This is a genomic window from Pseudoxanthomonas mexicana, assembly GCF_046736355.1.
Classification (GTDB): domain Bacteria; phylum Pseudomonadota; class Gammaproteobacteria; order Xanthomonadales; family Xanthomonadaceae; genus Pseudoxanthomonas_A; species Pseudoxanthomonas_A mexicana_B.
The window spans coordinates 3,510,099-3,534,073 of the sequence record NZ_CP157201.1; the positions used below are offsets into that span (position 1 = coordinate 3,510,099).

Here is a 23,975-nt window from a genome sequence, read left to right on the forward strand (position 1 = left end):
CCCCTGTAGCGCCGAGCTTGCTCGGCGGCGCCTGGGCTCTGCGCGGGATGCAGGGCAGCGGAGCAAGCTCCGCTCTACATCAATCCCCGTAGCGCCGAGCTTGCTCGGCGGCGCTTGGGCCCTGTGCGGGATGCAGGGCAGCGGAGCAAGCTCCGCTCTACATCGCCCTGTAGCGCCGAGCTTGCTCGGCGGCGCTTGGACCCTGTGCGGGATGCAAGGCAGCGGAGCGAGCTCCGCTCTACATCATCCCTGTAGCGCCGAGCTTGCTCGGCGGCGCTTGGGCCCTGCGCGGGATGCAGGGCAGCGGAGCAAGCTCCGCTCTACATCGCCCTGTAGCGCCGAGCTTGCTCGGCGGCGCTTGGACCCTGTGCGGGACGCCGGGCGGCGGAGCAGGCTCCGCTCTACAGGGCGGTTGCGCGGCCTATTGTTGTAGAGCCGAGCTTGCTCGGCTGCTTTTCCGTCTGGGCTTCGGAACCGGGAGCAGCGGAGCAAGCTCCGCTCTACAAATCCCGGGCATGGCCAACGCGCGTGTCACCAGATGCGGACGCGATCCTCCGGGGCGATCCACAGCGGATCGGCCGCGCCCACGCCGAAGGCGTCGTACCAGGCGTCGAGGTTGCGCAGCGGCGCGAACGCGCGGATGTGGCCCGGCGAGTGGGTGCCGTTGACCAGCTGCTGGCGCAGCGCATCGTCGCGCCACAGCGTGCGCCACACCTGCGCCCAGCCCATGAACAGCCGCTGCTCGCCGGTGAAGCCCTCGATCACCGGCGCCGGCTTGCCGCCGAGCGAGCGGCGGTAGGCTTCCAGCGCGATGGTCAGGCCGCCGAGGTCGCCGATGTTCTCGCCCATCGCCACGCGGCCGTTGATGTGCATGCCGGGCAGCTGCGGGAAGGTGTAGGCCTCGTACTGCGCGCCCAGCTTGGCCGCCTGCGCCTCGAACTTGGCCGCGTCGTCGGCCGTCCACCAGTCGCGCAGCACGCCCTGGCCGTCGGACTTGCGGCCCTGGTCGTCGAAGCCGTGGATGATCTCGTGGCCGATCACGCCGCCGATGGCGCCGTAGTTCACCGCCGGATCCGCCGACGGGTCGAAGAACGGCGGTTGCAGGATCGCCGCCGGGAACACGATCTCGTTCTTGACCGAGTTGTAGTAGGCGTTGACCGTCTGCGGGGTCATGCTCCACTCGCCCTTGTCCACCGGCTGGCCGATGCGCGCGCGGCGGTAGTCCCACTCGAAGCGCTGCGAGCGCTGCGCGTTGCCGAACAGGTCGCCGGCGACCACGGTCAGGCCGCTGTAGTCGCGCCATTTCTCCGGGTGGCCGATCTTCAGACCGAAGCCGGCGAGCTTGGCCTTGGCCTCGGCGCGGGTGGCGTCGCCCATCCACGCCAGCGCGTCCAGCCGCGTGCCCATCGCCACCTTCACGTTGGCGACCAGCTCGTCCATCTTGGCCTTGGCCTCGGCGGGGAAGTACAGCTTGACGTAGTCGCGGCCGATCGCCTCGCCCATCGTGCCTTCGGCGAAGGCCACGCCGCGCTTCCAGCGCTCGCGCTGCTCGGGCTGGCCGGACAGGAACTTGGCGCGGAACTCGTAGTGCGCGTCGACGAAGGCGCGCGACAGCAGCGGCGCGGCGTTGTCGATGGTGTGGAAGGCCTGCCAGGCCTGCAGCGTGGCGAGGTCGGCGTCGGCGTAGATCTTGGCGATCTTCGGGATCGCGGTGGACTGGCGCACGACCACGCGCGGGGCCTGCTCGACGCCGGCGGCGGCGAAGTACTCGGCCCACGGGAAGCCCGGCGCGTAGGTCGCGAACGCGGTGCGCTCGACCGGGTTGTAGGTCTTGTCGCGGTTGCGGCTCTCGGCGCGGGTCCAGTGCGCCTCGGCGATGCGCGTCTCCAGCGCCAGGATCGCCTTGGCGTTGTCGGCCGGATTCGGCCAGCCGCCCAGTTCGAGCAGTTGCGCGATGTAGGCCTGGTAGCGCTCGCGCTGCGGGGCGAAGTTGTCGCGCAGGTACATCTCGCGATCGCCCAGGCCCAGGCCGGACTGGCCCAGGTACAGCGTGTAGCGGTCCGGGTCGCGCTGGTCGTCGCCCACGTTCATGCCGAAGAAGGCGCGGCCGAAATCGCCCTGGCTGGCGCCCATCAGCCGTGCCAGCGCCTGCTTGTCGCCGGCGGCGCGGATGGCGTCCAGCGGCGCCTGCAGCGGCTTGGCGCCGAGCGCCTCGATCGCCGCCTCGTCCATGAAGCCGGCGTACAGCGCGGCGATTTTGGCTGCGTCGCCGCTGGCCGGATCGCCGGCCGGGTAGCTCTCGACCAGCGTGCGCAGGCGCGCCTCGGACAGCTCGCGCAGCATCAGGAACGAGCCGTAGCTGGACTGGTCGGCGGGGATCTGGGTGGTGTCGGCCCAGGTGCCGCTGACGTAGCGGAAGAAATCCTGGCCCGGCCTGACGCTGCGATCCATGCCGGCGGTGTCGATGCCCCAGCTGCCGTAGCGCTTGGCTTCGATCGTCTGCGCGGCGCCGGCGCCGCTGGCGGCGGGGGCCTGGAACAGCGACAGCAGCGTACAGGCGTCGCCATCCAGGCAATCGTGCCGTTCATGGGCGGCCAGCGGCGCGGCCAGGGTCAGGGCGAGGGTGGTGGCAACGGACAGAAGTGACTTTTTCAACGCTATCTCCAGGGCTGGAAAGGCCGTGCGCGCGTGCGCCTTGGCGGGCCGCGACGCACTGCCGGGTTCGGCCGCGCCTGCGGGCAGGACGGCCATCGATCGCTTGCTCGGGGGCCGCGTGGGCGGGATCCCCTGTCCGCGCGACGCCTTCGGACCCCGCGCTCGGCGGGACCGGGGCGCACCACGGCTGCCTGCATCATAGGCGAGCGCGGCGGCTGTCCGCGGCATGACTTATGGACTATTGGCGCATGCGCCCGGGCCCCGGGATCGGGCAAGATCACGGTTCGCCACGGCCGCGGAGCGCATGCGCAGCATGCCCGCGCCGTCCTTCGGAATCCCCGCGAGCCGCGCCGTTGCGCGCGATGCGCACCACGCGCGGCTCCCCACGCCCAGCCTACGCCAGCCATGAACACTGCCTACCGCAAGCCGCTCCCCGGAACCTCGCTGGACTACTACGACGCGCGCGCCGCCGTCGACGCCCTGAAGCCCGGCGCCTGGGACGCGCTGCCCTACACCGCGCGCGTGCACGCCGAGAACATCGTCCGCCGCGCCGACCTGGCGATGCGCGACGCCTACCTGGGCCAGTTGATCGAACGCCGCCGCGACCTCGACTTCCCGTGGTTCCCGGCGCGGGTGGTCTGCCACGACATCCTCGGCCAGACCGCGCTGGTGGACCTGGCCGGCCTGCGCGACGCCATCGCCGACCAGGGCGGCGACCCGGCGCAGGTCAACCCGGTGGTGCCGGTGCAGCTGATCGTCGATCACTCGCTGGCGGTGGAATGCGGCGGCTACGACCCGCAGGCATTCGCGAAGAACCGCGCCATCGAGGATCGCCGCAACGAGGATCGCTTCCACTTCATCGACTGGACCAAGCGCGCGTTCAAGAACGTCGACGTGATCCCGCCGGGCAACGGCATCATGCACCAGATCAACCTGGAGAAGATGTCGCCGGTGATCTACGTGCAGGGCGGCGTGGCCTTCCCCGACACCTGCGTGGGCACCGACTCGCACACCCCGCACGTCGATGCGCTGGGCGTGATCGCGGTGGGCGTGGGCGGGCTGGAGGCGGAGAACGTGATGCTGGGCCGCGCCTCGTGGATGCGCACGCCGGACATCGTCGGCGTCGAGCTGGCCGGCAGGCCTGCGCCCGGCATCACCGCCACCGACATCGTGCTGGCGCTGACCGAGTTCCTGCGCCAGTCGAAGGTGGTCGGCGCCTACCTGGAGTTCCGCGGCGAAGGCGCCTCCGCGCTGACCATCGGCGACCGCGCCACCATCTCCAACATGGCGCCCGAGTACGGCGCGACCGCGGCGATGTTCTTCATCGACGACAACACCCTGGACTACCTGCGCCTGACCGGCCGCAGCGACGAGCAGGTGGCACTGGTGGAAACGTATGCGAAGGCCACCGGCCTGTGGGCCGACGCGCTGGCCGGCGCGCAGTACGAGCGCACGCTGCACTTCGACCTGTCGAGCGTGGAGCGCAACATGGCCGGCCCGTCCAACCCGCACCGCCGCCTGCCGACCCGCGCGCTGGCCGAGCGCGGCATCGCCGACGAGGCCAAGCTGGTCGCCGGCAAGGCCGAGGAGGCGCAGGGCCTGATGCCGGACGGCGCGGTGATCATCGCCGCCATCACCTCGTGCACCAATACTTCCAACCCGCGCAACGTGATCGCCGCCGGCCTGCTGGCGCGCAACGCCAACGCGAAGGGCCTGCTGCGCAAGCCGTGGGTGAAGACCTCGCTGGCGCCCGGATCCAAGGCCGTGCAGCTGTACCTGGAGGAAGCCGGCCTGCTGCCGGAACTGGAAAAGCTCGGCTTCGGCATCGTCGCCTTCGCCTGCACCACCTGCAACGGCATGAGCGGCGCGCTGGATCCGGCCATCCAGCAGGAGATCATCGACCGCGACCTGTACGCCACCGCGGTGCTCAGCGGCAACCGCAACTTCGACGGCCGCATCCATCCCTACGCCAAGCAGGCGTTCCTGGCCTCGCCGCCGCTGGTGATCGCCTACGCGATCGCCGGCACGGTGCGCTTCGACATCGAGAAGGACGCGCTTGGCTTCGATGCCGACGGCAACCCGGTGACGCTGAAGGACATCTGGCCGAGCGACGCCGAGATCGACGCGGTGGTGCGCGCGTCGGTCAAGCCGGAGCAGTTCCGCAAGGTCTACGAGCCGATGTTCAATATCCGCGTGGAGCACGGCGAAGCGGCCGAGCCGCTGTACGCATGGCGGCCGCAGAGCACCTACATCCGCCGCCCGCCCTATTGGGAAGGCGCGCTGGCCGGCGAGCGCACCCTGCGCGGCATGCGCCCGCTGGCGGTGCTGGGCGACAACATCACCACCGATCACCTCTCGCCGTCCAACGCGATCCTGCTGGACAGCGCGGCCGGCGAATACCTGGCCAAGATGGGCCTGCCGGAGGAGGACTTCAATTCCTACGCCACCCACCGCGGCGATCACCTGACCGCGCAGCGCGCGACCTTCGCCAACCCTAAACTCGTCAACGAGATGGCGGTAATCGACGGCCAGGTCAGGCAGGGCTCGCTGGCGCGCATCGAGCCGGAGGGCGAGGTCACGCGGATGTGGGAGGCGATCGAGACCTACATGGACCGCAAGCAGCCGCTGATCATCATCGCCGGCGCCGACTACGGCCAGGGCAGCTCGCGCGACTGGGCCGCCAAGGGCGTGCGCCTGGCCGGCGTGGAGGCGATCGTCGCCGAGGGCTTCGAGCGCATCCACCGCACCAACCTGATCGGCATGGGCGTGCTGCCGCTGGAGTTCAAGCCCGGCCAGAACCGCCACAGCTTCGCCATCGACGGCACCGAGACCTTCGACGTGATTGGGCAGCGCAGGCCGCGCGCGGACCTGACCCTGGTGATCCGCCGCGCCAACGGCGAGACCGTCGAAGTGCCGGTCACCTGCCGGCTGGACTCGGACGAGGAAGTCTCCATCTACGAGGCCGGCGGCGTGCTGCAGCGGTTCGCGCAGGATTTCCTCGACGCGAACAAGACCGCCTGACCCGGCTTCCCCCCCTTGCCGCGCATCGGCAAGGGGAGGACGAGGGGGTGGCTATTCGCTTGCCCCCAATCTTCGCCACAACGCACACTCCCGATAGCAATCCTTGCCATATGCAAGGTCCAAAACGATGCTGCTATCGGCTTCAACCTGTGCCACTGGCGGCAGATTCGCTTCTCCGACCATTTGCTTCTCACGCAAGTGGAGAGAAAACCAGCAACGAGACCACCCACCATGCCCAAGGACCTCGCTCCCGCCACGGAAGGCGAACTGCTGATTTACCCGGCCGGCGACGGCTCGGCAGGCATCCGCGTCCTGCTGGCGGGCGACACCGTATGGCTGACCCAGGCCCGGATCGCCGAGCTGTACCAGACCACGCCGCAGAACATCACCCAGCACCTCAAAGCCATCTATGCAGAAGGGGAACTGGAGGAGGCGGCAACCTGTAAGGATTACTTACAAGTTCGCCAGGAGGGCGGGCGCAAGGTCTCCCGCCGACCGAAGCACTACCGGCTGGAAGCCATCCTCGCCGTCGGCTACCGCGTCCGCTCCACCCGCGGCACCGAGTTCCGCCAGTGGGCCACGGCGCGGCTGGCGGAATACCTGGTCAAGGGCTTCGTGCTGGATGACGAGCGGCTCAAGGGCAACCTCGGCCCGGCCTCCCACTTCGACGAACTGCTGGCCCGTATCCGCGAGATCCGCGCCAGCGAGGCGCGAGCGTACCAGCGCATCCGCGAAATCTTCGCGATGGCGGTGGACTACCGCGAGGGCGAGCAGGACAGCCAGCACTTCTTCGCGATCATGCAGAACAAGATGCACTACGCCGCCACCGGCCTGACCGCGGCGGAGATCGTCCACCGGCGTGCCGATGCCGCCCGGCCCAACATGGGCCTGACCGCCTGGAAGGGCAGCCGCGTGCTCAAGCAGGACGTAGGCGCCGCCAAGAACTACCTGGATGCGCAGGAGATCGACACCCTCAACCGCATCACCGTCATGTTCCTGGACCAGGCCGAATTCCGCGCCATGCGCCGGCAGGACATCCGCCTGACCGACTGGCATGCGTTCCTCGACAAGTTCCTGCGCGACACCGAACTGCCGGTGCTGGACAATGCCGGCAAGACCCGGCATGCCGACGCGCTGCAGTGGGCGGAGCGCCAGTACGACGCGTTTGCCGAGCAGCGGCGGTTGCGGGCCGAACAGGCGGCGGACGCCAGGTATCTGCAGGATCTGCGCGCGACGGCGGAGACGATGCGAGCCGCGACCGCGCGCAAGACAGCCACGACCAGGAAAGCCCGCAGGATGCCGAAGTCCGGCGGCACCGGAGACGAACCATGAGCACGACGACGAAGCACGCCCCGCAACTGAAAATCCCCGCCACCTACATGCGCGGCGGCACCTCCAAGGGCGTGTTCTTCCGGCTGGAGGACCTGCCCGAAGCCGCGCGGGTGCCGGGTCAGGCGCGCGACCGCCTGTTCCAGCGCGTGATCGGTTCGCCCGATCCCTACGGCAAGCACACCGACGGCATGGGCGGGGCGACGTCGAGCACCAGCAAGTGCGTGATCCTCTCGCCGGCCAGCCAACCGGATCACGACGTGGACTACCTGTACGGGCAGGTGTCCATCGACACCGACTTCGTCGACTGGTCGGGCAACTGCGGCAACCTGTCCACCGCCGCCGGCGCGTTCGCGATCCATGCCGGCTATGTCGACCCGGCGCGGCTGCCGGAGAACGGCACCTGCGTGGTGCGCATCTGGCAGGCCAACATCGGCAAGACCATCGTCGCGCACGTGCCGGTGAACGGCGGGCAGGTGCAGGAGACCGGCGATTTCGAGCTGGACGGGGTGACCTTCCCGGCGGCGGAGATCGTGCTGGAGTTCATCGATCCCTCCGACGAGGGCGAAGGCGGGGACGGCGGGGCGCTGCTGCCCACCGGCAACCGGGTCGACGAACTCGACGTGCCGGGCGTCGGCCGGCTCGCGGCGACGATGATCAGCGCCGGCATCCCGACCGTGTTCGTCAATGCGGCCGACATCGGCTACGACGGCACCGAGTCGCAGCCGGCGATCAACGATGACAAGGCCGCGCTGGCCAGGCTGGAGGCGATCCGCGTGGCCGGTGCGCTGAGGATGGGCTTGATCAGGACGCCGGAAGAAGCGGCCACGCGCCAGCACACGCCGAAAGTGGCCTTCGTCGCGCCGCCGCGGGACTACCTGGCGTCGAGCGGCAAGGCCGTCGCCGCCGGCGACATCGATCTCAACGTGCGCGCGCTGTCGATGGGCAAGCTGCACCACGCGATGATGGGCACCTGCGCGGTGGCCATCGGCACGGCGGCGGCGATTCCCGGCACGCTGGTCAACCTGGCGGCCGGCGGCGGCGAACGCGGCGCCGTGCGCTTCGGCCATCCTTCCGGCACGCTGCGGGTCGGCGCCGAGGCGCGGCTGGCGGACGGCCGGTGGGTCGTCACCAAGGCGGTGATGAGCCGCAGCGCGCGCGTGCTGATGGAAGGCTGGGTGCGCGTGCCGGGCGATGCGTTCTGAATGCTGCGCCGTCATCCCCGCGGTTTTCAACAGACGAAGCGCTTCATAACAGCCGCATGGCTGGTCATGTCTGGTCAGGCGGGGATGGGGTGCGCTAGAGGGTGGTGACGGTGCGCCCGCCCACGCTTTCCAGGTAGCGCTGCGCGTCGGCGCGCTGGGCCACGTCGTAGGCGTGCACGACCACGGCCGAGCTGCCTTCCTCCAGCGCGCCCATGACCTTGAAGACGTAGGGGTCGTGGTCCGGGCGCAGGGTCACCAGCCCGCCGAGCATCAGCCCGGCGGTGCCGCCGAAGAACAGCAGCACGCCGAGCGCGGCCAGCGGCGAGTTGACGATCATCGGGATGCCGGCCCACCACAGCACGCCGAAGGCCAGCGCGCCGACCACCAGGCCGACCACGCCCAGGCGCGCGTGCGCATACAGCATGGTACGGAAGATGCCGTGGCTCTCCGGCTGCAGCCTGCGCGCGGGATCGGCGCTGCGCGGGGTCACCACGCGCACCTGGCTGTCGGTCAGGCCGATGGCCTGCTTCAGGCGCGCGGCCTGTTCGCGCGCGACCGCCTCGTCGTCGAACACCGCGGCGACCTTGCTGTTGGAAACTTCCTCGGTAATCGGCAACGAACCTGCCATGCCGCCCTCCTGTCGCATCCGATGGCGGCATCGTTGACCCATGCGTGTCCATGCGCCGTGAAAGCCCGCGGTTGCGGTGCGGCAGGGTTCACCGGCTTGACCGGCGTCAAGGCGGGCCGGCGGCGTGGCCGGAATGATGGCCGCGCGCGCCATCCCGGCCGCTCGCCAGCCAATGTGAGGACAGGACATGCAATACCGGATCAAGACCGCCGCCCAGGGCCTGGACCTGGACGCCATCGCTTCTGCGCTGCAGGAACTCGATCCCGCCGCCCTGCTCGACGCCGATCATTCGGGCACGTTCCTGCGCGCATCCACGGTGCTGGGTGAATACGAGCTGCATTCGGTATTTTCCCGCGCCGGCTTCCCGCTGCCGATCCTGGCCATCGAAAGGCAGCCTTCCGAATGCTGCGGCGGTTGCGGCGGCTGAACGGAAAACGGGTGCGCCCGTTGACCCAAGTCAAGGCAAGCCGCATGCCATCCGCCTAGGCATGTGCAGCATGGCCGCCCTTTCCTCCCTCTTCGACGCCGAGCTGCTGGCACGCTACGACCGGCCGGGGCCGCGCTACACCTCCTACCCGACCGCGCCGCAGTTCTCGCCCGCCTTCAAGGAAGCCGAGCTGCGCGAGGTCGTGGCGATCAGCAACGGCGATCCGATCCCGCGCCCGCTGTCGCTGTACGTGCACGTGCCGTTCTGCGCCAGCCCGTGCTACTACTGCGGCTGCAACCGCATCATCACCCGCGACGTCGCGCGCGGCGAGGCCTACCTGACCCGGCTGTACCGCGAGATCGGGCTGATGGCGGCGCTGTTCGACCGCGACCGCGAGGTGGTCCAGGTGCATTTCGGCGGCGGCACGCCCAACTTCCTCGCCACCGATCGCATCGCCGAGGTGGTGGACGTGCTGCGGCGGCATTTCCAGTTCGCCAAGTCCGACGCCTTCGAAGGCTCGATCGAGCTGGACCCGCGCTTCATCGATCCCGACGAGGTGCGCGCGCTGGCCGCGGCCGGCTTCAACCGCGCCAGCCTCGGCGTGCAGGACTTCGACCCGAAGGTGCAGGAGGCGGTCAACCGCATCCAGGGCGTGGACGAAACGCTGGCGGTGGTGGAGGCGTGCAAGCGGCACATGCGCTCGGTCAACCTGGACCTGATCTACGGCCTGCCCCTGCAGACGCTGGAGGGCTTCTCGCGCACGCTGGACATCGTGCTGCAGGCGCGCCCGCACCGGCTGGCGATCTACAGCTACGCGCACCTGCCGGGGATGTTCCGCCCGCAGCGGCGCATCCGCGCCGAGGACCTGCCCTCGCCGGCGCTGAAGCTGGACCTGCTCGGCTGCGCCATCGAGCGGCTGGGCGAGGCCGGCTACGTGCACATCGGCATGGACCACTTCGCCCTGCCCGACGACGATCTCGCCCTGGCCCAGCGGCGCGGCGACCTGCACCGCAATTTCATGGGCTATTCCACCCACGCCGACAGCGACCTGGTCGGGCTGGGAGTCAGCGCGGTCAGCCACATCGGCGCCAGCTTCAGCCAGAACCCGCGCGACCTGGCCAGCTGGGAGGAAGCCATCGACCGCGGCCGGCTGCCGGTCTGGCGCGGCATGCGGATGGACGAGGACGACTGCCTGCGCGCCGACGTCATCCAGCAGCTGATGTGCCACGGCCGCATCGATTTCCGCGCGGTCGAGCGCCGCCACGCCATTGATTTCGCGGATTATTTCGCCGATGCGCTGGCCCGGCTGGCGCCGCTGCGGGACGACGGCCTGGTCGAGCTCTCGGCCGACGGCCTGCGGGCGACGTCGCGCGGGCGGCTGCTGTTGCGTATCATCGCCATGTGCTTCGACCGTTATCTATCGCCCTCCACCGACGAGGCGGCCGTGCCGCAGGCCTCGCGCGTGATCTGAATCCGGCGGGGGCAGGTCCGTGAATTCGGGTCCGGTTTTCCCGCGCACCGACGCGCGCATCCTGTCCGACGACGGCGACGAGCTGCGTTTCTGCTCGACCTGCGCGTTCTCGCAGGCCTGCCTGTCCGAGGGCATGGACAAGAGCGCGCTGCAGGACCTGCACATGCTGGTCGAGCACGTCGGCCCGCTGCAGCCGGGCGAGCACGTGTTCCGCGAGGGCGACCCGTTCGGCGCGATCGCCGCGGTGCGCGCCGGCACGGTCAAGACCTACCAGATCGACCGCGACGGCCACGAGCAGGTGCTGGGCTTCCACCTGCCCGGCGAGGTCATCGGCCTGAACGCCATCGACGGCGACCGCTACCCCTGCAACGCAGTGGCGCTGGACACGGTGATGCTGTGCCGGTTCTCGTTCCCCAAGATCGCGATGCTGGCCACCTCGCTGCCCAACCTGCAGCGGCACCTGTTCCGGCTGATGAGCCGCGACATCGGCAACGCCTCGCTGTACGCGCGCGACAACTCCGCCGACGAGCGCATGGCCGCGTTCCTGATCGGGCTATCGCGGCGGCTGGCCGCGCGCGGGTTCTCGCCGCGCCGGTTCCAGCTGACGATGTCGCGCACCGACATCGCCAACTACCTGCGGCAGGCGCCGGAGACGGTCAGCCGCGTGCTGCGGCGGTTCGAGAGCGAGGGCCTGCTGCACATCAAGCAGCGCGACGTGGAAATCCTCGACCTGGCGCGGCTGGAAGCGATGGCGCTGATGGTGCTGCGCAGCTGAGCCTGCCGCATCGGCCGCTTTTCCCGGCGGAAAGCGGCGATCGGTCGGCGGCTTGACGTACGTCATGGAGGCGGGGGTGGGGGCGGCGCACCATGCGGCCGTTTTCCTACGAGTGCCGCATCATGAATTCGACACGCAAGTTGTGGACAGGGCTCGCCGCCCTGCTCATCACCTCGTTCGCCGTCCTGCTCTGGGTCGGCAGCGAGGTCCATCGCCAGGCTCCGCCGCTGCCCGAACAGGTGGTCGGCAGCGACGGCCAGGTCATCTACACCCGCAAGGACATCGAGACCGGCCGCCAGGTCTGGCAATCGATCGGCGGCCAGCAGCTGGGCTCGATCTGGGGCCACGGCGGCTACGTCGCGCCGGACTGGGGCGCGGACTGGCTGCACCGCGAGGCCGAGGCCATCCTCGACCTGTGGGCGCGCCGCGAGGCCGGCGTGGACAGCTACAAGCAGCTGGACGAGCCGACCCAGGCCGCCTACGCCAAGCGCGTGCAGAAGCTGCTGCGGCCCAACACCTACGACGAGGCCAGCGGCAGCATACGCATCGACAACGATCGCGCCGAGGCCATCGCCACCGTCGCCGCGCACTACCAGAGCCTGTTCAGCGCCGACCCGGCCACCGCCGAGCTGCGCGAGGCCTATGCGATGCGCAACGACACCGTGCCCGATGCCGAGCACCGCCGCCAGCTGACCGCCTTCTACTGGTGGGCGGCGTGGTCGTCGGTGACCGAGCGCCCGGGCGCGGACATCACCTACACCGCCAACTGGCCGGCCGACGATCTGGTCGGCAACACGCCGCCGCCGAGCGCCTTCATGTGGACGGTGTTCAGCGTGCTGTTCCTGATCGCCGGCATCGGCCTGCTCGGCTGGCACTACGCGGTCAACCACGGCGACGAGATGGCGCCGGTGCTGCCCAAGAGCGACCCGCTGGCGTCGATCAAGATCACCCCGTCGATGCGCGCCACCGCCAAGTACTTCTGGGTGGTGATCGCGCTGTTCCTGGTGCAGATCGCGCTGGGCGCGATCACCGCGCACTACCAGGTCGAGGGCCAGGAAGCCTACGGCTTCGCGCTGGCCGACGTATTGCCCTACTCGCTCACCCGCACCTGGCATACGCAACTGGCGGTGCTGTGGATCGCCACCGCCTGGCTGGGCATGGGCCTGTACATCGGCCCGGCCATCTCCGGGCATGAGCCGAAGTTCCAGCGGCTGGGGGTGAACTTCCTGTGGGTGTGCTTGCTGGTCATCGTGGTCGGCGCGTTCGCCGGGCAATGGTTCGCGGTGATGCAGAAGCTGGGCCTGGAGCACAACTTCTGGTTCGGCCATCAGGGCTGGGAATACGTGGACCTGGGCCGCTTCTGGCAGTGGTTCCTGTTCATCGGCCTGGCGCTGTGGCTGACCCTGGTGGGCCGCTCGCTGTGGCCGGCGATTCGCCACGGCGGCGAGTCGCGTTCCATCGTCACCCTGCTGTTCCTGTCCACCGTGGCCATCGGCGTGTTCTACGCGGCCGGCCTGATGTGGGGCGAGCACACGCACCTGTCGATGGTCGAGTACTGGCGCTGGTGGGTGGTCCACCTGTGGGTGGAAGGCTTCTTCGAGGTGTTCGCGGTGGCGGTCATCGCCTTCCTGTTCACCCGCCTGGGCCTGCTGCAGACCCGCACCGCCACCATCGCGGTGCTGTTCGCCACCATCGTGTTCATGGCCGGCGGCGTGCTCGGCACCCTGCACCACCTGTACTTCACCGGCACCCCGACCGCGGTCATCGCGCTGGGCGCCAGCTTCTCGGCGCTGGAAGTGGTGCCGCTGGCCTACGTCGGCTTCGAGGCCTACCACAGCTACAAGCTGGGCAAGGCCACGCCGTGGATGCAGAAGTACAAGTGGCCGATCATGTTCTTCATCGCGGTGGCGTTCTGGAACCTGGTCGGCGCGGGCCTGTTCGGCTTCCTGATCAACCCGCCGCTGCCGCTGTACTACATGCAGGGCCTGAACCTGACCCCGACCCACGGCCACACCGCGCTGTTCGGCGTGTACGGCATGCTCGGCATCGGCCTGATGCTGTTCTGCCTGCGCGGCCTGAAGCCGGACGTGCAGTGGAGCGAGAAGCTGCTGAAGACCAGCTTCTGGTCGTTGAACATCGGCCTGGCCGGCATGGCGCTGTTCACCCTGCTGCCGCTGGGCATCCTGCAGCTCAACGCCGCGCTCAAGCACGGCTACTGGTACGCGCGCTCGGCCGAGTTCATGCAGCAGCCGATCGTGGACCTGCTGGTGTGGATGCGGGTGCCGTCCGACACGCTGTTCAGCGTCGGCGCGCTGGCGCTGGCCTGGTTCGTGTTCCGCCTGTGGGTGGCACCGCGCAAGCAGGTGCCGACGGGCGAGGTGGTACCGGCCAAGAGCTGATCCACCGCTCCATACCCGCTGGCCATGCCGGCGGACGATGCAGGGAAAGGGCCGCGATTATCGCGGCCCTTTCTTTTTGGATCCGACAAGGACCGCGGGTGTAGAGCCGAGCTTGCTCGGCTGCCTCGGTTCCGGTGCCGAGAGCAGCGGAGCAAGCTCCGCTCTACAAGAGCACCTCGGTAGAACCGAGCTTGCCCGACTGTGCTTCTTCCACCCCGTCGAGGCAGCGGAGCAAGCTCCGCTCTACAAGAGCGTCCGGGGCGGGGAGAGCCGGGCTTGCCCGGCTGCATTCCGCTACCCGGCCGGCTTCAGCGCGGCGGACGACCCTTGCTGTCCGCCGGCGACTTGCCTTCCGGCTCCGTATCCAGCCTGGGCCGGATCCACAGTCCAATCACGAACCAGGCCAGCACCACCGCGCCGACGCTGAAGATGGTGTCGCCGGGTACGCGCATCCATATCAGCAGGTCCACGATCGGCTGCTGCATGAACTCGGCCGAGCGCGCGTACCAGTAGCCGTATTCGATGGCGGCCAGCAACTGCATGGTCCCCAGCGGCAACAGGGTCAGCAGCGCCATCAGCGCCAGGCCGATGTTGAGCGTCCAGAAACTGGCCTTGAGCAGGCGCTCGTCCCAGCGTTGCCGCGGCCGCAGGCCGCGCACGCAGAACAGCACCAGCGCGATGCCGAGCATGCCGTACACGCCGAACAGCGCGGTGTGGCCGTGCAGCGGGGTCAGGTTCAGGCCCTGCATGTAGTACAGCGACAGCGGCGGATTGATCAGGAAGCCGAACAGGCCCGCGCCCACCAGGTTCCAGAACGATACCGCCAGGAAGAAGTAGATCGGCCAGCGGTAGCGCCGCATCCACGGCGCCGCGTTGCCGTAGCGGTAGGTGTGGTAGGCCTCGAAGCCGATGTAGGCCAGCGGCACCACTTCCAGCGCCGAGAAGCTGGCGCCCAGCGCGATGACCGCGGTCGGGCTGCCGACGAAGTACAGGTGGTGCAGGGTGCCGAGCACGCCGCCGGTCATGAACACCACGGTGGCGAACAGCACCGCCACCGCGGCGGTGGAAGCGCGCAGCAGGCCCAGCTTGGTGAAGATCAGCGCCATCACCGCGGTGGCGAAGACCTCGAAGAAGCCCTCCACCCACAGGTGCACCAGCCACCAGCGCCAGTACTCGACCACCGAGATGTGGCTGTGCTCGCGCCACATCAGGCCCGAAGCGTAGAACACGCCGATGGCCACGGTGGACAGGAACAACAGGCCGACGATGGCCTTGGTGTCGGTCTTCGGCCCGCGCAGCACCGGCCACAGCGAGCGGCCCACCAGGGTCAGCCACAGCAGCAGGCCGATGAACAGGAAGATCTGCCAGAAGCGGCCGATGTCGGCGTATTCCCAGCCCTGGTGGCCGAACCAGAAGTTGTGCTCCAGGCCCAGCTTCTGCATCACCGCGAACCACTGACCAGCGAACGATCCCACCACGATGATCAGCAGGCACACGAACAGGACGTTGACGCCCAGCCGCTGGAACTTCGGCTCGTGCCCGGAGATGGCCGGGCCGATGTACAGGCCGGTCGCCAGCCAGGCGGTGGCGATCCACAGCACCGCCAGCTGGGTGTGCCAGGTGCGCGTGATCGAATACGGCAGCACCTCGGACAAGGCGTAGCCGTAGGCCTGCTGGCCCTCGACCTGGTAGTGCGCGGTCATCGCGCCCAGCAGGATCTGCACCAGGAACAGCGCCAGCACCACCCAGAAATACTTGGCGGTCGCGCGCATCGACGGCGTCACCACCAGTTGCGCCAGCGGGTCGACGTCGGGGATGCGGTGGCCCGGCTCCTCATCGCGCGTGGTGGCGTGGTGCCAGCCCAGCAGCGCGATGCCGGCGATCAGGAACAGTACGCTGAAGGCCGACCACACCCAGGTGCTGGGTGGCGGCGTGTTGCCCACCAGCGGTTCGGCCGGCCAGTTGTTGGTGTAGGTGACGCGCTTGGCCTCGACGCCGGCGCGCTGCTGCACCTCGGCTTCCACGTCGGTCCCGGGGCGCTCGGTGGTGGCCGCCCAGGCCGTCCACCAGAAGAACGCAGACAACAGCCGCCGGTGCTCGGCATCGGGAATGGTGTCGTCCTTCATCGCGTAGGCTTCGCGCAGTTCGGCGGTGGACGCATCGCGTCCGAACAGGCGCTCGTAATGGGCCGAAACCTCGCGGATGGCCGCCACGCGCTCGGCGCCCAGGGTGATGGTGCCGCTGGCCGCGTCGTAGGTGTTGGCGCGCATCATCGCCTGCAACCGTCCCTGCAACGCGGCGCGGCGATCCACCGGAAGCTGCAGGTAGCCGGTTCCTTCCGCTTCCGCCCCGGCCCAGCCGTCCAGCAGCGTCATCGCCTCGCGGTGCAGCCAGTCCGCGCTCCAGTCCGGCGCCACGTACGCGCCGTGGCCCCAGATCGAGCCCAGCTGCATGCCGCCCATCGACTGCCAGACCTGGCGCCCGCGCTCGATCTCGGCGCGCGTGTAGAGCACGGATCCGTCATCGGAAACCACCCGCTCGGGCATCGGCGCGGCGTTGCGGCGGATCTCGCCGCCTGACCACAACAGCACGCTGAAGGAACCCACCAGCAGGATCGCCAGCCCGATCCACAGCTTCCTGACGTTTTCCATGCGATCTCTCCTGTGGATGCGCCGTCGGAAGACGGACGCCGCCCGGCCACGGACATCGCGGCCGATTCTAGGAGAGGCCGATGTAAGCGTGCGGTGAAATCCTGACCGCACGCACGCGCGGTCGTCGCGCCGTCGCCGGCGCGGAAAGGACGTTTGCCGGAGTGGCCCAGGATGCGCGGCCGCGGCGGCCGCCACGATCAATCAGTGCGAGCAGCAGCCGCAGCAGCCGCCACCGTCGGAGTCCTCGTCGTCGCCATCGTCGATCAATTCGGCATGCTCGCCGAGCGCCTTCAGCACCTCGACCACCTGCCAGGTCGACAGCACGGTCTGCAGGCTGACCTTGCCGCTGGCGGCGTCGAAGCGTACTTCCGCCTCCGGATCCAGCGCGCGCAACGCCTCGGTCATGAGCAGGCTGCGCTGGGTCCAGTCCGCTTGTTCGCCGGTGCCGGGCATGGGAGTTCTCGTCTGCAGGAGGAAAGTGCGCCAGCGGCCCGCGCCGGCGATCGCGTGTGAAATTAGGCGCCGGCACGCCGCCGCGCCTTGACCGGCGTCAAGCACGCCTGCACATTGGCGATGACGTCCGCGGCTGATCCATGTCAAGGAAGCCCACCCGCCGCGCCGGCAGACTGCGCCCATGCACATCGTGTCGCCTCCCTCGTCCCCGCGCATGTCGCCGGCCCAGCTGGCGCAGGCGCCGCACCGGCTGATGTTCTTCATCGGCGCCGGCAACCTGCTGCTGGCGATGCTGTGGTGGGCGGCGTGGCTGGCCGCCCAGCGCGGCGGCTGGCAGATGCCGCAGACCGCGGTGTACGCCGGCTGGCTGCATGCCTTCGTCATGCAGTACCTGGTGTTCCCCAGCTTCATCTTCGGCTTCCTGCTCACCGTGTTCCCGCGCTGGATGGGCCTGGCCGAGCTGAGCCGCTGGCACTACGTGCCGGTGGGCGCGGGGCTGATGGGCGGGCAGCTGGCGATCCTGCTGTCGACGCTGGGCTGGGAGGCGGCCTTCGTCGTCGGCCTGTTCATGGCGCTGGCCGGCTGGAGCGCCGGGCTGATCATCCTGGGCCGGCTGCTGAAGGCCGAACCGGGGCGCACCTGGCATGCGCGCTCGTGCTTCGCCGCGCTGCTGCTGGGCTGGCTGGGACTGCTGGCCTTCATCGCCTTCGTGCTCGGCGCCAGTCCGCTGCTGGCCTTCGCCAGCATCAAGATCGGCGGCTTCGGCCTGCTGCTGCCGGTGTACCTGACGGTGGCGCACCGGATGTTCCCGTTCTTCGCCGCCAACGTGGTGCCCGGCTACACCGCCTGGCGCCCGCTGGGCTGGCTGGCGGCGGCGTGGGCGCTGCTGATGGCGCACCTGGCGCTGGAGCTCGCGCACGCCTACGCCTGGCTGTGGCTGGCCGACGTGCCGCTGCTGCTGCTGAGCCTGCTGGCGCTGTGGCGCTGGTGGCCGCGCGGGCGCATGCCCGGCCTGCTGGCGGTGCTGTTCATCGGCCTGGCGTGGATGCCGGTGACCTTCGCGCTGTACGTGACGCAGAGCGTGGGCTACCTGCTCAGCGGCGACTTCATGTTCGGCCGCGCGCCGATGCACGCGCTATTCATCGGCTTCTTCGGCAGCCTGCTGGTGGCGATGGTGACGCGGGTGACCCAGGGCCATTCCGGCCTGCCGCTGGTGATGCCGAAGGTGGCGTGGTTCGCCTTCGTCGCCATCCAGGTCGTCGCGGCGATGCGGGTGGCGGCCGAGCTGCTGCCGGACACGCTGCTGTGGCAGTGCGTGGCCGCGGTCGGCTGGCTGCTGGCGTTCGCGCCGTGGGTGGCGCGCATCGGCCGCATCTACCTGAGCCCGCGCGCGGACGGCAGGCGGGGCTGAGCGATGATCGAGTTCTATCCGCAGATCAAGTCGGTCCACATCCATACCGCGCTGCTGAGCGGCGGGCTGTTCGCGCTGCGCGGGCTGGCGGTGCTGGCGTCGATGCGCTGGCCGCTGGCCGCGCCGGTGCGCTACCTCAGCTACACGATCGACACCGTGCTGCTGACCGCGGCGATGATGCTGCTGACGATCCTGCCCGGCGCGATGTTCGCCAACGGCTGGCTGACGGTGAAGATCGGGCTCGTGCTGGCCTACATCGTGCTGGGCATCCTCGCCTTCCAGCGCAGCCGGCCACGGCGCACGCGTCTGTTCTGCTACCTCGGCGCGCTGCTGGCGTTCGCGCAGATCTACTTCATCGCGCGCGCGCACCATCCGCTGGGCGTGTTCTACCTGCTGGGATGACGGAGCCACGGCGATGAGCAACAACGGTTTCTGCCTGCCCGAATCCGACTGCGCCTGCGAGGGCCTGCTGTGCGAGGTGCTGGACGCGGCCGGCATGGACACCTCGCTGCCGGCCCACGGGGACGCCGCGCCGGAGCCGCGCGACGACGAAGGCGCATGGCCATGATCCGCCTGGACCTGCGCGACCTGCCGGCGCCCGAGCCGATGCAGCGCATCCTCGACGAGGTGCAGCGGCTGCCGCGCGACCAGCGCATCGTCGCGCTGACGCCGCACCGGCCCGGCCCGCTGCTGGAAATCCTCGACGCGTGGGGCTATGCCTGGCGCGTGCAGGACCTCCCGCTCGGCCAGGCCTGCGTCTCGATCTGCCACACCGACATGGCCGAAAGGCTGATCCCGCCCGCCAACGCATGACCGCGCTGGACATGGCGCGCGCGCCGGCTTCGGCGCAGCCGCTGCGTTATCTCTACAGCGCCGCTTGCTGGGGCGTGGCGGCCGGCGCGTGGCTGCTGTGGCACGGGTCGGACGCGCTGCTGTCGCGCTGGGCGCTGCCGACGCTGGTGCTGGTGCACCTGTTCACCTTGGGCGTGATGGCCAACGCGATGCTCGGCAGCCTGCTGCAGTTCCTGCCGGTGGCCGCCGGCAGCCCGTTGCGGCGCGGCGGCTGGGCCTACGGCGTGCACGCGGCGCTCAACCTCGGCCTGCTGCTGTTCGTGCCGGGCATGCTGCTGGCGCATGCCGGGCTGCTATACGCGGCTGCGTGCCTGCTGGCCGGTTCGCTGTCCACCTTCGCCGCCCTGGCGCTGATCGCGCTGCTGCGCGGCGCCGGCCTGCGCCTGCTGCGCATCGGCATCGGCCTGGCGCTGGCGGCGCTGGTCGCCACCGTCGCGCTGGGCGCGGCCCTGGCGGCGCTGCTGCTCGGCCATGCGGCGCTGCCGGTGAGCCTGGTCGATCTGCATGCCGCCTCCGGCACGCTGGGCTGGATGCTGATGCTGGTGGTGTCGGTGGGCAGCATCACATTGCCGATGTTCCAAGGTACGCGGCCGGTGCCGCCGGCCTGGCTGCGCGGATGGATGGCGCTGGCGCTGCTCGGGCTGTGCGGCGGCGCGATCGGGTTGCGGCATGGAGCGGGCCTGCCGCTGGCCGCCGGCGTGGCCGCGCCGGGGCTGGCGTTCATGCTGGCCTCGCTGTGGCTGCAGGCGCGCGCGCGCCATCGCCGCAATCCCTCGCTGCTGGCGTTCTGGGCGCTGGGCACGCTGCTGCTCGGCGCGGCCTGCGCGCTGCTACTTGCGCGCGCGCGCGCGGACACCGCCGTGCTGATCGGCGCACTGGCCATCGGCGGTGGATTCCCGTTGCTGATGACCGGCATGCAACTGGAGATCACCGGCTTCATCACCTGGCTGGATTTGCGCATGCGCTGCCCGCGCGGCATCCGCATCCCCGGCGTGGATCGCCTGTTGCCCGAGCGCGACAAGCGCCTGTCGCTGTACCTGCATGCCACCGCCGCGCTGGCGCTGACTGCCGCAGCGCTTTTCCCGGTCCTGGCCACGCTGGCGGCGCTGGCGCTGATCGCCGCCTATCTGTCCACCCTGCGCGCGCTGTTGCGCTGCCGGCGGCGCGCGATCGGGTTCCTCGCCGCCACGCATTGATGCGCTGATCGCGGCGGCGATTCACCCCGGCGCGCGATCGCGCCTTCCACTTTCGCCATCGAAATCCCTGCAGCGTGCTGCGCAATCCCTGTGCCGGCACCGGCGTCGATTGCCGGCCACGCCGTCCGCGTTGCACGTACTGCTTCGCCGCCGCCGGCACGCGACAGGATTTCCAGAACGCGCGCATTGATTACGATCAATCGGTATTTTTCATCGACGCGAACGAAGCTTCCCGCCTGCATGCGGCATGCCATACGACAGCTGAAAAACCTGCTTCTCCGCGCGTTGCGTTTGACGGATATCAAGGCGCCGCACGCAAGCCGGGAATAGATTTTCTCCATCGACCAGAGAGGTCATAAAGAGGAAGAAAACATGAAACGCGTGACGCAATGCCTGCTCGCTTGTGCCATCGCCTGCGGCCTGGGCCTGGCTGCGGCCGGACAGGCCGTAGCCGCCCATGACAGCCACAAGGCCGACGCCAAGCTGGGCGCGCCGCAGGGCGAACCGATCAAGGCCGTGCTGACCGCGCCGCCGTTCGTGCCGCCTCCGGTCAACCGCAACTACCCGGCCAAGGTCATCGTCGAGCTGGAAGTGATCGAGAAGGACATGACGATCTCCGACGGCGTGACCTACAACTTCTGGACCTTCGGCGGCAGCGTGCCCGGCAGCTTCATCCGCGTGCGCCAGGGCGACACCGTCGAGTTCCACCTGAAGAACGCCCACGACTCGCACATGCCGCACAACATCGACCTGCACGCGGTCACCGGCACCGGCGGCGGCGCCGAGGCCACCTTCACCCTGCCCGGCCACGAGACGCAGTTCACCTTCAAGGCGCTGAACCCGGGCCTGTACGTCTACCACTGCGCGATGCCGCCGGTGGGCATGCACATCGCCAACGGCATGTACGGCCTGATCCTGGTCGAGCCGCCGGAAGGCCTGCCCAAGGTGGACAAGGAGTTCTACGTGATGCAGGGCGACTTCTACACCGAGGGCAAGTACGGCGAACCCGGCCTGCAGCCCTTCAGCCTGGAGAAGGCCATCGACGAGCATCCGACCTACGTGGTGTTCAACGGTGCGGAAGGCTCGATGACCGGCGACAAGGCGCTGACCGCCAAGGCCGGCGAGACGATCCGCATGTTCGTCGGCAACGGCGGCCCCAACCTGGTGTCCAGCTTCCACGTCATCGGCGAGATCTTCGACAAGGTCTACATCGAGGGCGGCACCAAGTACCAGGAGAACGTGCAGACCACGCTGGTGCCCGCGGGCGGTTCGGCCATCGTCGAGTTCAAGGCCGACGTGCCGGGCAACTTCATCCTGGTCGACCACAGCATCTTCCGCACCTTCCACAAGGGCTCGCTGGGCATCCTGAAGGTCGAAGGCGAGGAGAACCACGCCATCTACACCGGCCAGCAGTCGAGCAAGGAAACGCCGCAACCGTCCGCCAAGGGCAACTGAGGCGCGACGATGAAGCGGATGGCGTCCCTGCTGCTGGCGTTGTTGGCGGTCCCCGCCGTGGCCGCCGGCCCGGGCTACGCGGACCTGTCGGGCGGCAGCTTCAGGTCGGCCATCCGCTTCGAGGAGAACGGCGGGAACGTCGAGGTTCCCGCCTTCTCGATGATGACCCGCGCGGTCACCCGCGCGCAGTTCCAGCAGTTCCTGCAACAGCACCCGCAGTGGCGGCGCGATCGCGTGCCGACGCTGTTCGCCGACGGCAACTACCTGTCGGCGTGGTCCGCGCCGGAGCAACCCGGCGCGGACGGCGATGCGCCGGTGACCCAGGTCAGCTGGTACGCGGCCGACGCCTACTGCAAGGCGCAGGGCGCGCGGCTGCCGACCTGGCTGGAATGGGAATACGCGGCCGCCGCCGACGCCGAGCGCGCCGATGCGCGCAGCGACCCGGCCTGGCGCCAGCGCGTGCTGCTGGATGGCACCCCGCACGCGGTCGACGCCGGCGCCGGCGCCCGCCCCAACGTCCACGGCGTTGCCGGCCTGCACGGCACGGCCTGGGAATGGGTGGAGGATTTCTCCTCGCTGATGGACGGCGCGGAAAAGCGCGGCGGCGCCGATGGCGAAAAGCTGCAGTTCTGCGGCGCCGGAGCACTGCAATTCAACGACCGTGGCAACTACACGGTCCTCAAGCGCATCGCCATCCTGTCGGCGATGCGTCCTGCAAACACGCTCGGGAACCTCGGTTTCCGTTGCGCCAGGAGCCTGCCATGAAACTGATGTCGTTGTTGCTGTCGCTGGCCCTGCCGCTGTTCGCTCCCGCGGACGCGCAGGCCGCCCAGCCCCTGCCGGGCGATTCGGTCTACCAGCTGGAGGCCCGCGTGACCGACCAGCAGGGACGCGAACGCGCCTGGGGCGAGCTCGCCGGCCGTCCCCGCGTGGTGTCGATGTTCTACACCCATTGCCACCTGATGTGCCCGCTGATCATCGAAAACGCCAAGGGCGTGCGCAAGCAGCTCGGCGCCGCCGAGGCCGCGCGCCTGGACATGGCGATGATCAGCCTGGATCCGGTGCGCGACACGCCGGCGGCGATGCGCGAACGGATGGAGGCGCACGGCGTCGCCGAGGGCTGGACCTTCCTGACCCCGCGCGCGGCCGACGTGCGCGCCCTGGCCGGGGTGATGGACATCCGCTACCGCCCGCTGGACGACGGCAGCATCAACCACACCAGCGTGCTGGTGCTGCTGGACGCGCAGGGCCGCGTGCTGGCGCGCACGGAGGTGGAAAACGCCATTCCCGACCCCATCTTCATCCGGCAGGTCAGGCAAGCCCTGGCGACCCCGGCTTCCTCTCCCTGAACCACTCACCCACACCAGGAGTCACACGATGAAAACCGTCACCGCTTCCCTGCTCGGCCTCTGCCTGCTCGGCGCCGCCGGCATGGCCCAGGCCGCCGGCAACTGCACCATCTCGCTCAAGGGCGACGATGCGATGAAGTTCGACCAGAAGAGCGTCACCGTCTCGGCGTCCTGCGCCAAGATCACCATCGAACTGGCCCACACCGGCAAGCTGCCGGCCGCCGCGATGGGCCACAACGTGGTCATCACCCAGACCAAGGACCTGGCCGCGCTCGCGCGCGACAGCGTCAAGGCCGGCGTGGCCAGCGACTACGTGCCCAAGGGCGACGCCCGCGTGATCGCCGCCACCAAGCTCATCGGCGGCGGCGAGAAGACCCAGATCACCTTCCCGGGCAACAAGCTGACCGCCGGCGGCGACTACAGCTTCTTCTGCAGCTTCCCCGGCCACTCGACCCTGATGAAGGGCGCGCTGGTGGTGGTCAAGTAAGCCCTCTTTCCCGGCAGGCGACCGCTTCGCCGGGAGACCCGAAAAAGCGCCTTCGGGCGTCGTGGGACCAGGAGCCGCCGTGAAGGCGGCTCCTGCACGTGCCGCAAGTCAAGGTACCGGCGCGATGCGCGGGCCTTGCCGGACGGCACGCGATGGCTCCGGGATGCCGGGCGGAGCCGGCCTGCCACGCAGGCTTGCGCAAGCCCCGGCA

Annotated in this window: 21 protein-coding genes; 17 read left to right on the forward strand and 4 right to left on the reverse strand. The window is 69.4% G+C overall.

Going from position 1 to position 23,975, the window contains the following annotated elements:
* Positions 1-531: 531 nt before the first annotated feature.
* Positions 532-2,655: a M13 family metallopeptidase gene (locus AAG688_RS16120; RefSeq protein WP_411833203.1), complete on the reverse strand. Its 2,124-nt coding sequence runs from the start codon at positions 2,653-2,655 to the stop codon at positions 532-534.
* Between the two features lie 405 nt (positions 2,656-3,060).
* Between AAG688_RS16120 and acnD the strand changes: the two genes are divergently transcribed.
* The 3 genes from acnD (at position 3,061) to prpF (ending at position 8,210) form a co-directional block, all read left to right on the forward strand.
* Positions 3,061-5,676, forward strand: a complete 2,616-nt coding sequence (gene acnD / locus AAG688_RS16125) for a Fe/S-dependent 2-methylisocitrate dehydratase AcnD (RefSeq protein ID WP_411833204.1) — start codon at positions 3,061-3,063, stop codon at positions 5,674-5,676.
* Positions 5,677-5,907: 231 nt separating this feature from the next.
* Positions 5,908-7,008 (forward strand): virulence RhuM family protein, encoded by a 1,101-nt coding sequence (locus AAG688_RS16130; protein ID WP_411833205.1) that lies wholly within the window; start codon positions 5,908-5,910, stop codon positions 7,006-7,008.
* Positions 7,005-8,210: a 2-methylaconitate cis-trans isomerase PrpF gene (prpF, locus tag AAG688_RS16135; protein WP_411833206.1), complete on the forward strand. Its 1,206-nt coding sequence runs from the start codon at positions 7,005-7,007 to the stop codon at positions 8,208-8,210. Before AAG688_RS16130 ends, prpF begins: the two co-directional genes overlap by 4 nt.
* 94 nt (positions 8,211-8,304) lie before the next feature.
* On the opposite strand, the gene AAG688_RS16140 is transcribed toward prpF, so the two are convergent.
* A complete protein-coding gene (locus AAG688_RS16140) occupies positions 8,305-8,838 on the reverse strand; it encodes a hypothetical protein (protein ID WP_411833207.1) in 534 nt (177 codons plus the stop codon).
* 187 nt (positions 8,839-9,025) lie between these two features.
* Between AAG688_RS16140 and AAG688_RS16145 the strand changes: the two genes are divergently transcribed.
* The 4 genes from AAG688_RS16145 to AAG688_RS16160 all read left to right on the forward strand — a co-directional run bounded on the left by AAG688_RS16145 (position 9,026) and on the right by AAG688_RS16160 (position 13,910).
* Positions 9,026-9,265, forward strand: coding sequence for a hypothetical protein (locus AAG688_RS16145; protein WP_411833208.1), 240 nt, complete (start codon positions 9,026-9,028; stop codon positions 9,263-9,265).
* 70 nt (positions 9,266-9,335) lie between these two features.
* Complete coding sequence (gene hemN, locus AAG688_RS16150) at positions 9,336-10,736, forward strand: oxygen-independent coproporphyrinogen III oxidase (RefSeq protein ID WP_411833209.1); 1,401 nt, start codon at positions 9,336-9,338, stop codon at positions 10,734-10,736.
* 19 nt (positions 10,737-10,755) lie between these two features.
* Positions 10,756-11,511 carry a helix-turn-helix domain-containing protein gene (locus AAG688_RS16155; protein ID WP_411833210.1) on the forward strand — a complete coding sequence of 252 codons (756 nt, stop codon included), beginning with the start codon at positions 10,756-10,758 and terminating at the stop codon, positions 11,509-11,511.
* 122 nt (positions 11,512-11,633) lie between these two features.
* On the forward strand, positions 11,634-13,910 hold the full coding sequence (locus AAG688_RS16160) for a nitric-oxide reductase large subunit (RefSeq protein ID WP_411833211.1): 2,277 nt from the start codon (positions 11,634-11,636) through the stop codon (positions 13,908-13,910).
* Positions 13,911-14,218: 308 nt separating this feature from the next.
* Here AAG688_RS16160 and AAG688_RS16165 read toward each other — a convergent pair whose 3' ends face one another.
* Positions 14,219-16,561 carry a nitric-oxide reductase large subunit gene (locus AAG688_RS16165; protein ID WP_411833212.1) on the reverse strand — a complete coding sequence of 781 codons (2,343 nt, stop codon included), beginning with the start codon at positions 16,559-16,561 and terminating at the stop codon, positions 14,219-14,221.
* Positions 16,562-16,762: 201 nt separating this feature from the next.
* Positions 16,763-17,014 carry a hypothetical protein gene (locus tag AAG688_RS16170; RefSeq protein WP_411833213.1) on the reverse strand — a complete coding sequence of 84 codons (252 nt, stop codon included), beginning with the start codon at positions 17,012-17,014 and terminating at the stop codon, positions 16,763-16,765.
* A gap of 181 nt (positions 17,015-17,195) precedes the next feature.
* Between AAG688_RS16170 and AAG688_RS16175 the strand changes: the two genes are divergently transcribed.
* The 10 genes from AAG688_RS16175 (at position 17,196) to azu (ending at position 23,764) form a co-directional block, all read left to right on the forward strand.
* Positions 17,196-18,425 carry an NnrS family protein gene (locus tag AAG688_RS16175; RefSeq protein ID WP_411833214.1) on the forward strand — a complete coding sequence of 410 codons (1,230 nt, stop codon included), beginning with the start codon at positions 17,196-17,198 and terminating at the stop codon, positions 18,423-18,425.
* Between the two features lie 3 nt (positions 18,426-18,428).
* Entirely contained in the window at positions 18,429-18,827 is a 399-nt protein-coding gene (locus AAG688_RS16180; RefSeq protein WP_411833215.1) for a SirB2 family protein, read from the forward strand.
* Between the two features lie 13 nt (positions 18,828-18,840).
* The gene (locus AAG688_RS16185; RefSeq protein WP_411833216.1) at positions 18,841-18,993 is read left to right on the forward strand and encodes a hypothetical protein; all 153 of its coding nucleotides are present in this window, start codon (positions 18,841-18,843) and stop codon (positions 18,991-18,993) included.
* The gene (locus AAG688_RS16190; protein ID WP_411833217.1) at positions 18,984-19,238 is read left to right on the forward strand and encodes a DUF2249 domain-containing protein; all 255 of its coding nucleotides are present in this window, start codon (positions 18,984-18,986) and stop codon (positions 19,236-19,238) included. Before AAG688_RS16185 ends, AAG688_RS16190 begins: the two co-directional genes overlap by 10 nt.
* Complete coding sequence (locus AAG688_RS16195) at positions 19,235-20,473, forward strand: hypothetical protein (protein ID WP_411833218.1); 1,239 nt, start codon at positions 19,235-19,237, stop codon at positions 20,471-20,473. The genes AAG688_RS16190 and AAG688_RS16195 overlap by 4 nt, the downstream gene beginning before the upstream one ends.
* Before the next feature lie 74 nt (positions 20,474-20,547).
* Positions 20,548-20,832 carry a hypothetical protein gene (locus tag AAG688_RS16200; protein WP_411833219.1) on the forward strand — a complete coding sequence of 95 codons (285 nt, stop codon included), beginning with the start codon at positions 20,548-20,550 and terminating at the stop codon, positions 20,830-20,832.
* 13 nt (positions 20,833-20,845) lie between these two features.
* Positions 20,846-21,928 (forward strand): copper-containing nitrite reductase, encoded by a 1,083-nt coding sequence (gene nirK / locus AAG688_RS16205; protein WP_411833220.1) that lies wholly within the window; start codon positions 20,846-20,848, stop codon positions 21,926-21,928.
* Positions 21,929-21,946: 18 nt separating this feature from the next.
* Positions 21,947-22,693: a formylglycine-generating enzyme family protein gene (locus tag AAG688_RS16210; protein WP_411833221.1), complete on the forward strand. Its 747-nt coding sequence runs from the start codon at positions 21,947-21,949 to the stop codon at positions 22,691-22,693.
* Positions 22,690-23,277 (forward strand): SCO family protein, encoded by a 588-nt coding sequence (locus tag AAG688_RS16215; protein ID WP_411833222.1) that lies wholly within the window; start codon positions 22,690-22,692, stop codon positions 23,275-23,277. Before AAG688_RS16210 ends, AAG688_RS16215 begins: the two co-directional genes overlap by 4 nt.
* Before the next feature lie 28 nt (positions 23,278-23,305).
* Positions 23,306-23,764 (forward strand): azurin, encoded by a 459-nt coding sequence (gene azu / locus AAG688_RS16220; RefSeq protein ID WP_411833223.1) that lies wholly within the window; start codon positions 23,306-23,308, stop codon positions 23,762-23,764.
* The last annotated feature ends 211 nt before the right edge of the window (positions 23,765-23,975 follow it).